The organism is Marinilabilia salmonicolor, from assembly GCF_003003035.1.
In the GTDB taxonomy this organism is placed as follows: Bacteria; Bacteroidota; Bacteroidia; order Bacteroidales; family Marinilabiliaceae; genus Marinilabilia; species Marinilabilia salmonicolor_A.
Genome location: NZ_PVTS01000002.1, coordinates 74,444 through 88,217 on the forward strand (window position 1 = coordinate 74,444; position 13,774 = coordinate 88,217).

General features: G+C 43.8%; 7 protein-coding genes. 6 read left to right on the forward strand and 1 reads right to left on the reverse strand.

The annotated features are described in order from the left end of the window. Positions 1-13: 13 nt before the first annotated feature. On the forward strand, positions 14-1,603 hold the full coding sequence (locus BY457_RS01970) for a glycoside hydrolase family 16 protein (protein ID WP_106151661.1): 1,590 nt from the start codon (positions 14-16) through the stop codon (positions 1,601-1,603). Positions 1,604-1,810: 207 nt separating this feature from the next. On the opposite strand, the gene BY457_RS01975 is transcribed toward BY457_RS01970, so the two are convergent. Then, positions 1,811-3,661, reverse strand: a complete 1,851-nt coding sequence (locus BY457_RS01975) for a right-handed parallel beta-helix repeat-containing protein (RefSeq protein ID WP_106151662.1) — start codon at positions 3,659-3,661, stop codon at positions 1,811-1,813. A 661-nt stretch (positions 3,662-4,322) separates the two neighbouring features. Here BY457_RS01975 and BY457_RS01985 point away from each other — a divergent pair. The 5 genes from BY457_RS01985 to BY457_RS02005 all read left to right on the forward strand — a co-directional run bounded on the left by BY457_RS01985 (position 4,323) and on the right by BY457_RS02005 (position 13,761). Beyond that, the gene (locus BY457_RS01985; RefSeq protein ID WP_106151663.1) at positions 4,323-7,490 is read left to right on the forward strand and encodes a glycoside hydrolase family 2 TIM barrel-domain containing protein; all 3,168 of its coding nucleotides are present in this window, start codon (positions 4,323-4,325) and stop codon (positions 7,488-7,490) included. Between the two features lie 228 nt (positions 7,491-7,718). Continuing rightward, positions 7,719-9,875, forward strand: a complete 2,157-nt coding sequence (locus BY457_RS01990) for an alpha-L-fucosidase (RefSeq protein ID WP_106151664.1) — start codon at positions 7,719-7,721, stop codon at positions 9,873-9,875. 172 nt (positions 9,876-10,047) lie between these two features. Next, the gene (locus tag BY457_RS01995; protein WP_106151665.1) at positions 10,048-11,631 is read left to right on the forward strand and encodes a sulfatase family protein; all 1,584 of its coding nucleotides are present in this window, start codon (positions 10,048-10,050) and stop codon (positions 11,629-11,631) included. A 190-nt stretch (positions 11,632-11,821) separates the two neighbouring features. Continuing rightward, positions 11,822-13,060, forward strand: a complete 1,239-nt coding sequence (locus BY457_RS02000; protein WP_106151666.1) for a glycoside hydrolase family 27 protein — start codon at positions 11,822-11,824, stop codon at positions 13,058-13,060. A gap of 35 nt (positions 13,061-13,095) precedes the next feature. Beyond that, the gene (locus tag BY457_RS02005; protein WP_106151667.1) at positions 13,096-13,761 is read left to right on the forward strand and encodes a GDSL-type esterase/lipase family protein; all 666 of its coding nucleotides are present in this window, start codon (positions 13,096-13,098) and stop codon (positions 13,759-13,761) included. Positions 13,762-13,774 lie beyond the last annotated feature (13 nt).

Consider the following 13,774-nt stretch of genomic DNA (forward strand, 5'->3'; position numbering starts at 1 on the left):
AAAATGAAGAAGGATGAAAAACAAATGGATTATTCTGTTTTGTGTAGTTTCATTATTTGGATGCGAAAATAAAGAACTTGAAACTACCAACACAACATCAGTTGAACAAACAAGCCAACCACAAAGTGAGAACAACATCTTAAAATCGGCCGGAAACTTCCAATTGGCCTGGCAGGACGATTTTAATGAATCCTCACTTGATGAGAACAAATGGAGTCGAATACCAGTGGGAGCTCCGGATTGGAAAAACTACATGACCACCGATGATCAGGTATTTGAACTGTCTGACGGATATCTATATCTAAAGGGCATAACTAATCCTGATACCCAGGCTGATCCAAGACCCTATTTAACGGGAGGTGTCTGGACCCGGGGGAAGTTCAATTTCACTTACGGAAAAGTAGAGGTTCGGGCAAAAATGGAGGCAGCTCAAGGCTGTTGGCCGGCTATATGGCTTCTGGGAAGTACCAGCGAGTATGGCGGCTGGCCTGATTATGGAGAAATTGACCTTATGGAACACCTCAACTTTGACAACTTTATTTACAGTACAATCCACAGCAACACAAAAAGTTCGCCCAGTAGTAAAACTGCAGCGGTTAACACTGGTGAATTTAACGTTTACGGAGCTGAATGGTATCCTGACAGAATAGTATTCACAATAAATGGGACTACAACATTTACCTATTACAAAGAAACGGGAGCAGATTGGAGACAATGGCCATTCGACAGGGCTTTTCATATTATTTTATCCCAACAACTGGGTGGAAGCTGGGTTGGAAATGTCAATGCAAGCCATTTACCGGTTGATTTTATCATAGACTTTGTAAAATACTACGAGTATATTCCTAATCCGACCCCCCCATCAGGAGATAATCAGCTTATCAAAATTCAAATGAATGGGAATACCGTTAATTCTTGGGATCACCTGACAGAAGTAACATTAATTCATGAAGGTACAGAATACAATCTCCCAGTGGGACATAATGCTCCATCTTTATTGGGAGATGGGATAGGAATAAATGGTGCTTCCTCGAACTTCTATGGTTTGAATGAAAACGGATTGTTAGAAATAGATCTGGGACAAGGTTATGAATTTGATGCTGTCAAGTTAGGAGTCTATAATGGAGATGGTCGTACTTACCCTAATGTCGAAGTATCCACTTCTTCTGATGGATCGGCCTATAGTATCCCAGTTATTCAGGATGTACAAAGCCATGCCACATTCACATTAAATCCGATTCCTAACCAGTATATTAAGATACAAATGCACGGCAGTACAGCCAATATGTGGAGTCACTTAACCGAAGTCACGCTTATTCAAGATGGGACTGAATTTGTTATGCCTGCAGGTCATGATGCACCGTCAGTATTAGGAGATGGCATAGGCGTAAACGGAGCAAGCACGGGCTATTTTGGACTAGATTCCAGCGGATTACTGCTCATAAATCTGGGACAGGCTGTTCTTTTTGATTCGCTCAAATTAGGTGTTTATAACGGAGGGGTTCGTACGTATGAGGATGTAGAGGTATCTCTTTCCTCTGACGGAGTTAACTACGGACTGATTGAAACTCATGATGTGCAAAATTATCAGGTATTCTTTTAAATAAAGTAATCACCTATGTTTTGAACCTTGATGAAAGCTCCTGTTTTTGACAAAAGTGGCAATTGGAAAACTTTGAGAAGTTTGACTTTTTAAGGTTCTAAGTGTTTTGTCCTATAAAACTAATATCGAATTGCAGGTTTTCAATGAATGAGTAATAAAAAAGAAATGAGGCAATACAATATGCAGCCTCATTTCTTTTTCTTTCATTCAATCCTCTAATTTCACGGCTCCATCTTCCGACAATTCCACCCTCACATCATCTTCTCTGCTCAATCCCTCTTCAAACTCATTGCCTTCAATCAGCACATTATCCACTTTCTCAAAAAAGAAGATGTGCTCATTCCAGTGAAAGGGATCAAAAGCATTGTTGTAGGTAATGGTATTGTTTCGGAATTGTAGTCCGTCGGTTGACTTAGCATACAGCAATGGCCGGTCAAACATCTCGAAAGTATTGTTTTCGATGACAATGCCCGAATGAAAAAATTTCTCCTGCTCCTCTAAGTTTGGAATTTCAGGATAGATGGAGATGACCGCATTGGTAAATTGATAGTTGGCTGACAGTGCATTCACAAATTTGTTATTCCGTATAATCACTTCTCTGCAGGATCCGGTCTCGTACCATCCATTGCAATCGCCGCAAAGCAAGATTGCGGTCCCATGGGTGTGATCAAACAAGTTGTTTTCACAAATCACCTTTTTGGGCGTGCTGAATAAAGTTCCCCTTGCCCGATTGTTTCGGATGGTATTGCCAGAGAATAACACTTCCGGAGTCCAGGTCAGATTCTCAATGCCATATGCTCCCTCTCCGGAAATCTCTTTTGGCAAAGAATCATTAAAAACAATCTCAAACTCTTTGGCCCCAAAATAAGTTGGGCGGTCAAGGGCCCGAATCTCCTTTATGGTATTCACATGATTACCCACAAGCTCCATTTTTTCTGATTCCACAAACTGTACACTATCTCCGGGCTCTCCCCATTTAAACCCCCAGGCCTGAGGGTGCATATAGCGGGCATGCAGAATATTGTCAGCGGGTCGCTCAAAAACTTTCAGGTAAGTTCCATGCACATTGATGGCATCATCCGCCATTCCTTCGTAAAGACCGTTTTTAGAAATAATGGTCCCTTTACATGCCGAAAAATGCGTGGCATCTGCCTGTGTTGTGAAATAGCGTGGGTCCTCCTCCCCCTTCAGACAAACATTAAACCCTTCAAGTGTGATGTTTTCGCTCATTTGCGCCAGCAAGCCCATACCCTCGGCATAATGAACAGTCACATTCTCCAGCACACTGTTTTTACTTTCATTGATGAAAATTCCGGGGGTTGGGCGATAATAGGTGCGCAAGGCATATCTTTCTCCCGGAGAAGTAACATTTACCTGATTCCACCCCTCAATCCTGAAGGTATCCGGAGCAATTTCTGTTACCGACTCCGGATTAAAGCTCACATCACCGCGCCTGTAGGAAAGTCGTTTATCTTCCCTGAAAGCCATCGAAACAAAAGGCCGATACTCATAACCTTCCCCGAGAACTACCAGCTTTCCTTCTTCAATCCTGTAATTCTCCCCCGGACAAATCGTGGCCTCAAGCACATCACTTTCTTTATCAACCTCCAGAATTTCAAGTTGTCGTAAAGCAGGAACTTCAAAATCAACAGAAAAGTTCTTCAAGGTAACATTCTCACATCCCGATAGTGCAAATGGGATCATCCGACCGTGAAAAACAAATTCAGACCCCTGACCATCAATGGTAACATTTTTTAAGTTCTCCAGTGCAAAGACAACCCGTTTGGGATTCACCTGATCATGATTGGAAATGTAGTATTCCCGCACAAAAGAACTGTTTTCATAAAAATCATACCTCCCTTTGGGAAAAGTGATGGTTACCTCCTCCTCATTGCTTCGCTCCCTGAGAGATCCTACCATCTTTGCCGCTGCCGGAGAAGAATTTTCAGTCTTACTTTGCATAAACTGCCGGAACGACAACTCATTTTCCTTCTCCTGCCCGCAACCGATCATGAAATAAGCAATGAATAAAAACAATATTACTTTTTTGGTTCTCATATTTCAAAATGTTAATTCTAATATAATATTACATACAATTATTTCAATTTAGCTAAAGTTTGGAATACAACCTCATTCCGGTATTTCAATTAGTCCTTCTCATACAATTTCTAAAAAACATTAGAAGATTTTGCAAAAAAACCACTCATCCAATGATTACATTTGCTAAGGTTCTTTTGTTATTTTTGTAAAAAAGTGGAATTAGTTTGTTTATTTTTTATCAGATCGTTGGACAAGCTAATTCCGGAATCATCTGATATAAAAAAAAAAAGACCCTTCATTTCAACCTGTCGCCCAAATATCAATCAATGAAAACTTTATATTTTTTCATTGTTATTGTTTTTTGGTAAAATTAATTCTTATTTTTGGCATTATGTAATACATATTCTGGATCAAAAATAATCATTAACGAACAAAAACACAATTTCAGGTTTAAAGCTAGGCAGAAAACAATTCATGAATCCTCCACAAATCCATGCACAATTGAAAAATAAAATAACTATAAAACGACTCCCGATTAGTCGGGACGAGTTCCATTAGACCTTCACAATCAAATTTTATACTAATGAAACGAGCATGGCAACGGTTGCCTCAAAAGAGAATGTAAACAATCAACCATGCGAGTTCCATCAGACCAATAACTTAGATAAATTATTTACTGATGAAACGAACAACCATCTTCACACTATTTCTGTTAATGGCTGCTTTCCTTGCAGCCCAGGGCAGCTACATGGAAAACTCACGGATGATCTCCGATAACAAAATGGAACCCCGGAGTACTTTTTACAGTTATTCCAATGCTGAAAAAGCCAAAACCTTTAACCGGGAGCAATCAGAGATGCTTATGCTCAATGGGGACTGGAAATTCAACTTCAACGATACGGAAGCAACAATTCCATCAGGTTTCTATGAAGGCGGATATGATGTCAGCACGTGGGACAACATTGAAGTACCTTCCAGCTGGGAAATGAAAGGATATGGCACACCCATTTACACCAATGTGGTTTATCCATTCCCCGTAAAACCACCTCACATCCTCAGGGACAATCCGGTGGGAATATATGCACGTGACTTTGAGCTTCCTGAAAACTGGGACCAAAAAGAAATCATACTTCATTTCGGAGGAGTTAGCTCCGCATTCCATCTTTGGATAAACGGAGAAAAAGCAGGATACAGCCAGGGAAATCGGCTGCCGTCAGAATTCAACATAACACCCTTCCTGAAAGAAGGCAGCAACCGCATTACTGTTAAGGTTTACCGCTGGAGTGATGGCAGCTACCTCGAAGATCAGGACCACTGGCGAATGAGCGGAATTCATCGGGAAGTATTCCTAATGGCACGAAATAAAATCAATATCAGCGATTTCGCCATACGCACCCGTTTTGACAAAACATATCAAAATGCTTTGCTGCAGATCCGCCCCGAGATTGCCCGTTTTGATGACACCGACATCAAAGGATGGACCATCGAAGCAAGTTTGACGGATGCCAGCGGGAAGAACATACTTGATTCGCCACTGACCGTCGATATTAACCGCGTTGTCAACGAATATTATCCACAACGCGACAATGTCTATTTTGGCCTGATGGAAAGGGAAATTTCTGCACCTCGTAAGTGGACCGCAGAAAATCCTTATCTCTACAACCTCATCCTCACTCTCAAAGATGCCAAAGGAAATGTGGTGGAAGCCATTCCGTCAAAGGTAGGTTTCCGGGAAATTGAAATCAAGGACGGTACGTTACTGGTCAACGGGAAAAAGGTAAAACTTAAAGGAGTTAACCGGCACGATCACAGTGAAACAGGTGGAAAAACCGTTACGCGCGAAGAGATGCTCAAAGATGTATTGCTGATGAAGCAATTCAACATCAACTCTGTTCGGACCTCACATTACCCCAACGATCCCTACTTCTATGAACTTTGCGATGAGTACGGAATTTATGTGATGGACGAGGCCAACATTGAAACTCACGGAGTGGGAGGTTATTTCTCCAATCAGACAGACTGGTCCTACGCCTTCCTTGACCGGGTGGTGAGAATGGTGGAGCGCGACAAAAACCACCCGTCCATTATATCCTGGTCACTCGGCAATGAGTCTGGCTCAGGCCCCAACCATGCAGCTGCGGCCGGCTGGGCAAAGGAGTTCGATCCTACGCGGTTTATTCATTACGAAGGAGCTCAGGGCAATCATGAACATCCGGATTATATCAAACCCGGATCAAAAGAACGGGTTCAATACATGGCCAACCCTACCGATCCTTACTACGTGGATGTTTTAAGTCGAATGTATCCAAGTCCGGACCAGGTTGAAGGACTGGCCAAAAGTCCCTATATCAACCGCCCCATCGTAATCTGCGAGTATGCTCATGCCATGGGTAATTCAGTAGGAAACCTCAAGGAATACTGGGATCACATCTATACCTACGACAATCTGATTGGGGCTTATATCTGGGACTGGATGGATCAGGGAATTCTGCAAACAGATGAAAATGGTCGTGAATACTGGGCCTATGGCGGTGATTTTGGGGATACCCCAAACGATGGCAATTTCTGTATCAACGGAGTTATTTCTGCCGACCAGACACCTCAACCGGAGATGTATGAGTTGAAAAAGATTTTCCAGGAAATTACAGCACTTCCCGGAGACCTCTCAAATTACGAAGTAAAGATACTTAACCGACACTCGCACAGCGACCTGTCGGATTACGAGCTGAAATGGAAAGTTTTGGCTGACGGAGCCACTGTTCAGTCAGGGACACTTCAATTTCCTGTAATTCTCCCGGGTGGTTATGCAGCTGTTCAAATCCCGGTTAAACCATTTAAGAAAGAAAAAAACAGGGAATACCTGCTGGAGCTCAACTACACGTTGAAATCTGCTACAAAATATGCTGACAAAGGCTTTGAAGCGGGTTGGGATCAGTTCCTGCTGGCCGACAATAAAGAGATTTCTGATGTTCAGGCCACAGGCAGTCTTACCGGTGAAGAGGTCGAAAATACCTACACACTCTCCGGAAGACGTTTTAGCGCAACTTTTGATAAAACCAACGGTGGCATTGCTTCATTCACCTACAGAGGTAAAGAAATGCTGTCAGCACCTCTGAAACCAAACTTCTGGAGGGCTCCAACCGACAATGATATGGCCGGGGGGAACCATATCTTTAAATCCATGAAAGTTTGGAAAGAGGCCGCAGCCAATATGAAACTCCAAAACTGGGAAGTCATCAAAAACAATGAAGGACTTCACACCATCAGGGCCGAGTACAAACTTCCCGTTAATGAGAGTCTTCTTGTTATGACCTACACAGTCAATGGCGACGGAGAAATCGCGGTGGACATGAACATCCAAAAAGGAAAAGATACTCCTCCTCTTCCCCGCTTCGGAATGCAGGGAGATATCCCGGGTTCTTTCAACGATGTTGAGTTCTACGGCAAAGGACCGCATGAATCCTATTGGGACAGAAAAGAAGGAGCACGACTCGGCCAATTCACCATGTCATTGGATGAAATCCCTTACAACTATGTTTATCCTCAGGAAAACGGCAACCGCAACGATGTGAGATGGTTAAACATCTCCGGAGGCAAAAATACCATTCAGGTGAAGGGCATTGAACAATTCGATTTTTCAGTATGGCCATGGTCAATGGAAAACCTGGAAGAAGCCACCCACATCAACGAACTGGAGCCCAGAGACGTATATACGATCAACATCGACTACGGCCAGATGGGACTAGGAGGTGATGATTCATGGTCACATAAGGCAATTGCACATCCGCAATTCCGCCTTTCTGACGACAACTATTCATTTTCTTTCATTCTGGATTTTTCAAAATAAGTAAAACGAGCATGGCAATGATTGCCTCAAAAGAATATGTATAAGTTCTTGCATGCGAGTTCCATCCGACCTTGAAAAATTAATTTTATACTGATGAAAGGCAGGGAGTACCGGAGAAATACCGGTACTCCTATTAAAATCCTTAGTCATGAAAAAAATTACTGCACTCAAAAAAACCGGTCAAGGTTTACTCGGCGTGTCTTTCATTACCACACAAAAATATGTCACATGACTTTCAAAAAGTATTTCATTTTCATCCTGATTGCCGGATTTGCATTTCTGAATGCTTCGGCACAGGAAAAATACATCAAAAGAGTGGACTTTGAGGAGGGAGAAACGCTCCAAAGCAAAATTCACAAAGCTGCCAGAGTTGTGCCTACCCAACAACAGCTCAACTGGCAAAAGCTGGAAATGACAGCCTTTATTCACTTTGGGATCAATACATTTACCGGACGTGAATGGGGCGACGGAAGCGAATCACCTGAAATATTTAATCCTTCAGAACTGGATGCCAGACAGTGGGTAAAGTCTCTGAAAGAAGGAGGGATGAAAATGGTCATTCTCACCGCCAAACACCACGATGGATTCTGTCTTTGGCCCACCAAAACCACAGACCACTCGGTTGCTTCATCTCCCTGGAAGAACGGAAACGGAGACATCGTAAAAGAGTTGAAAGATGCCTGCGATGAGTTCGGCATGAAATTCGGTGTTTACCTTTCTCCCTGGGACCGAAATGCCGAGTGCTACGGCGATTCCCCTGCATACAATCAATTTTTCCTGGATCAACTCACCGAATTGCTCACCTGGTATGGCAAGGTGGACGAAGTATGGTTCGACGGCGCCAACGGAGAAGGCCCCAACGGGAAAAAGCAAATTTATGACTGGTCCGCTTACTACAAAAAAATTGAAGAGCTTCAGCCCGAAGCTGTGGTAGCCATCATGGGTGAAGATGTGCGCTGGGTTGGAACCGAAACCGGTTACGGACGTGAGACCGAATGGAGTGTTACCGCTCTTGCTCCGGGGGGAACAGCTGAAATGAAAGCCATCAACCAAGAGTTGGACCTCAATGCACAGTCGAAAGATCTTGGAAGCCGGGAGCTGATAAAAAAAGCTGAACATCTCTTTTGGTTTCCCGCGGAAGTGGATGTTTCCATTCGTCCCGGATGGTTTTACCACGAAGAGGAGGACAGTCGCGTAAAATCACTGGCAAAAATGGTGGACATCTACTACAACTCTGTAGGGATGAATGCAGTTCTTTTGCTGAACGTTCCCCCCGATAAAAGAGGTCTGATTCATGAAAACGATGTAGCTGTGCTAAAAAAATTAAAAACCTACATCGACAAGACGTTTGAAAACAACCTGATGCAGGGCGCCACTTTTGCGCCTGAATTACAGACACAGACCATCCCGGCCGACAACCTCTACGGGGCCGCCTGGAAAACACCCCGTATTCCTGCTTCTGCTGAGGCTTCGTTGCAAGGAACAAAAACCTTTAACGTTGTTTTGCTGCAGGAAGACATTACCAAAGGACAGCGGGTGGAAGAGTTCAGCGTGGAAGCATGGATTAACAATGGTTGGAAAACCATAGCAACCTCCACCACCATAGGTTACAAAAAACTGCTGCGGGTGCCGGAAACCACCACCAACAAAGTTCGGCTAACCATTCACAAATCCCGCGACAAAGCTATCATATCCAACTTTGGGATTTTTCAGGCACCTGAGATTTTATCCGATCCGGTGATTCTGAGAAACAAAAAAGGAGAAGTGGTTATCACTACAGAGACGGCTCATCCGGTAATTCGATACACCCTGGACGGATCCGAACCAACCGCTTCCTCCATGGAATACACAGGACCGTTCATCCTTGAAAGCGGAGGTACAGTCAAAGCGCGTGCCTTCATCAACAATTTTGAGGAGCAGAGCAGCATAGTAACACGGGTATTCTACATCAACAAGTCCAAATGGGCTGTCACAGATTACAGCACTCAACACGAGGGTTACCCCGCTACCAACGCCATTGATGGAAACGAAAGCACCATGTGGCATACCCCGTGGGGTGAAAATGTGGACAAGCACCCTCATCACATTACAGTGGATATGGGAGAAAAGCTAAAAATAAATGGATTCTACTACAGCCCGAGAGCCGGAGAAAACAAAAGCGGAACCATTGCACGATACTCGTTTTTCATCAGCAAAAATGGTAAGAAATGGACGAAAATTAAAGACAATGCCGAGTTCAGCAACATTGCCAACAACCCCATACGGCAGGAGGTCACATTCAACAAAACCTGTAAAGCAAGGTTCTTCAAACTCGTTAGCCATGAAGGTGCATATAATGAAGCATGGATCTCAGTTGGGGAAATCGGTGTAATGAATGTAAAATAAGTTCTTTGCCTACTTTCTTGTATCAAGACAAGAATTGGAGCGCAGCGGAAATCATGAACGCCAAAAATAATTATACCGTGAACTAAAGTAGGTCAGGGTTTAAGGGATGAAATCCCTTTTAGGAAATATTTAGTACACTATTGAATATAAAATAATAAATACAGTTTTTTTAATGAGAACATCAATATTCACAACAGGATTGGCATTGGCATCTCTCGCAGCAGGCGGATGCCAGCCACAGCAGGAGAAAAAGCCGGAGAAGCCCAACATCCTGTTCATCATGACTGATGACCACTCCTATCAGACGCTGAGTGCTTACGATAATCGATACATCAACACACCCAATCTGGACAGGATTGCCAACGACGGAGTCATCTTCTCCAACAGCTTTGTGGCCAACTCCATCTGTGCCCCCAGCCGGGCTGTCATGCTCACAGGGAAACACAGCCATGCCAACGGTCAAATTGACAACTCCACGGCTTTTGACGGAAGCCAGCAAACATTCCCGAAAATCCTGCGTCAAAACGGTTACCAGACCGCTCTCATTGGCAAATGGCACCTGAAAAGTGACCCCACCGGGTTTGATTACTGGAACATACTGCCGGGTCAGGGCTCCTATTACAATCCGGATTTTATTGAAATGGGTGAAAACAAACGCTACCAAGGGTATGTCACCGATCTGACAACCGATTTCGGTATTGATTGGATTGAAAACCGCAACAAAGAAAAACCTTTCTGTCTGCTGCTACACCATAAGGCCGCACACAGGGTCTGGATGCCGGATACCGCTCATCTGAAGGAGTTTGCCGACACTACATTCCCCCTGCCGGAGACTTTCTATGATGATTATGAAGGTCGAAAGGCCGCACAAGAACAAAACCTGAGTATCCGCACCGACGATATGGATGTGGTATATGACCTTAAAATGGCTGACAAAGAGGGTGACATTCAGACAAGGTTGTCAGAAGCATACAGACATGGTGCCTATGCACGTCTGAATGATGCTCAGAAAAAAAGCTGGGATGACCACTACGATCCTATTATTGAAGATTTCAAGCAGGCCAATCTTTCCGGAAAGGATCTCAATGAATGGAAGTTTCAACGGTACATGAGAGACTACCTGGCAACCATCCGCTCCCTGGACAACAATATCGGAAAATTGTTGGACTATCTCGACAAGGAAGGTTTGCTGGACAACACCTTGGTGGTTTATACATCTGATCAGGGATTCTACATGGGCGAACACGGATGGTTCGACAAGCGGTTTATCTACGAAGAATCATTCCGCACCCCCCTATTGATGCACTTCCCTAAGGGTTATCAAAAAACCGGAGAAGTGCCCGAGATGGTTCAAAACATTGACTATGCTCCCACATTTCTGGATATTGCAGGGATTGAAATCCCGGAGGATATGCACGGAAAATCATTGCTCCCGCTAATGGATTCAGAGCCTGACAAAAGCTGGCGCGATGCCCTTTACTATCATTACTATGAGTTCCCCAACGAGCACATGGTAAAAAGACATTATGGCATAAGAACCGACCGATACAAATTGATTCATTTCTATTACGACATCGATCAATGGGAACTTTATGACCTGAAAAATGATCCCAAAGAATTAAACAACCTCATCGACTCACCTGAATATCAGGAAGAGATTGTCTCCCTCAAGAAACAACTCAAAGAGCTGATGCTTGAATACGATGACCAAAAGGCTTTGAAGATTTTTGAAGGAGAATTGGTTGTTACTGAATAAACTTTTCAACCTGGTTTATTAGAACTCAGTGAGGGGGCTGTCCCAAAAATATAAAATACCAGAATAATGTCATGTTGAGCGTAGTCGAAACATCTGTTTATCAAATGAACAGATTCTTCGACAAGCTCAGAATGACATCAAATTTGGACTTTTCGGACAACCTCCTCACTATCATCAATATTACAATAACATGATCCGAATCATCACATCACTCCTGGCAACTCTGCTTTTCTCGATTTGTGTTTCCGGACAAACCCCGGAAACGCCCCGACCCCGTACGCCAATCATGGGATGGTCGAGCTGGAACAACTACCATGTAAATATCAGTGAAGAAATTATTCAATCACAGGCTGATGCCATGGCCGCCTCGGGAATGAAAGAAGCAGGTTACTCTTACATCAACATCGACGATGGCTTTTTTGGCGGACGCAATGAAAATGGCGGATTACTGGCACACAAAAAAAGGTTTCCTTCAGGCATGAAGGCACTGGCCGATTACATTCATAAAAAAGGCTTAAAAGCCGGAATCTATTCTGATGCCGGCATCAATACTTGTGCCTCCTACTGGGACCAGGACACCATTGGCTCAGGCATGGGGTTGTATGGGCACGAATGGTCCGACTTAAACCTGATGCTCAAAGAATGGGGGTACGATTTTATAAAAATCGACTGGTGCGGCGGACAATGGCTCGACCTCGACGAAGAAACACGATACACCCTGTTGGGAAAAATGATTCGCTCCATCCGTCCCGATGTGGTTTACAATATTTGCCGATGGGAGTTTCCTGGGAAATGGGCATTAACAACCGCTGATTCATGGCGCATCTCCGGAGACATCACCAATACTTTTGAATCTGTAATGCACATCGTTGACCGGAATGCTGACCTCTGGAAATATTCGGGTCCCGGACACGTCAACGACATGGATATGCTGCAGGTGGGGCGTGGTATGGGCTATGAAGAGGACAAAACCCATTTCTCCATGTGGTGCATGCTCAATTCCCCGCTGCTTGCCGGAAACGACCTTACAAAAATGTCGGATGAAACACTGGAGATTCTGACCAACAAAGAATTAATTTCCATTAACCAGGACCCCTTGGTCTATCAGGCACGGAAACTGGAGGATCATGGCGACCTGGAACTCTGGACCCGCCCATTGGGATCAACAATGAGCGGCCGGGTGGCGGTGGCTTTGCTTAATAGATCTGACAAAAATCAAACGATGACCCTCGAATTGGAAAAAGTTGCCATCATTCCCGGCGAGGGCTACGTCGTAAAAGACTGTTGGGAACATACAACATCATCCGGAATGACAAAACCAACACTCTCTTATGAAATACCTCCCCATGGAGTAGTAGTATTGAAAATTGACGGAACCAATCCTCCCTTTAATGTTTTTCAGTTCGAGAATGGGAAAAAACCGCAATAACATAAAACAACAAATACTGTAATAATCATTAAGCTATGAAGAACACAAAATATCTTCTCTTATTCCTTTTTATTGTTTCAGCATTAAATGCAAGGACACAGGAAGCCAAATACTCCACCTATTACTACCAGAGAGCTTCTCTTTTTGAGCAACTCCAGGTGGACAACAACGACATCATTTTCCTGGGAAACAGCATTACCGACGGAGGCGAATGGGCAGAGCTTTTCAACAATCCCAATGTCAAAAACCGGGGCATCAGCGGTGATATTACCACGGGAGTTTATGATCGTTTAGATGCCATTCTCAAAGGTCAACCGGAAAAGATTTTTCTTCTAATCGGCATTAACGATGTGGCCCGGGGATTGTCCGTTGACTCCATTGTCGACAACATTGCATTGATTGCAGAGACCGTTAAAAGGGAATCCCCTGCCACACAATTATTCCTGCAAAGTGTACTGCCGGTGAATGATGAATTTCCCGGATTTAAAGGCCATACTTCCCGCTATCAAATGGTTCCTGAAATCAACAAAAAACTGAAGCTGCTGGCCCGAAAAAAGAACGTCACCTATATCGATCTGTTCTCGCACTTTGTCGATCAATCAGGCATCAAAATGGACAAGAAATACACCAATGATGGCCTACATCTTATGGGTGAAGGCTATATGCTTTGGAGAGATATTATTGCATCCTACCTCCAATAAAAACACAAAACGA

Excerpts from the sequence above, each read along its gene's own strand:
- BY457_RS01995 (WP_106151665.1), top strand. The coding sequence starts at position 10,048 with ATGAGAACATCAATATTCACAACAGGATTGGCATTGGCATCTCTCGCA.
- BY457_RS01970 (WP_106151661.1), top strand. The coding sequence starts at position 14 with ATGAAAAACAAATGGATTATTCTGTTTTGTGTAGTTTCATTATTTGGA.
- BY457_RS02000 (WP_106151666.1), top strand. The coding sequence starts at position 11,822 with ATGATCCGAATCATCACATCACTCCTGGCAACTCTGCTTTTCTCGATT.
- BY457_RS01985 (WP_106151663.1), top strand. The coding sequence starts at position 4,323 with ATGAAACGAACAACCATCTTCACACTATTTCTGTTAATGGCTGCTTTC.
- BY457_RS01990 (WP_106151664.1), top strand. The coding sequence starts at position 7,719 with ATGACTTTCAAAAAGTATTTCATTTTCATCCTGATTGCCGGATTTGCA.
- BY457_RS02005 (WP_106151667.1), top strand. The coding sequence starts at position 13,096 with ATGAAGAACACAAAATATCTTCTCTTATTCCTTTTTATTGTTTCAGCA.
- BY457_RS01975 (WP_106151662.1), bottom strand. The coding sequence starts at position 3,661 with ATGAGAACCAAAAAAGTAATATTGTTTTTATTCATTGCTTATTTCATG.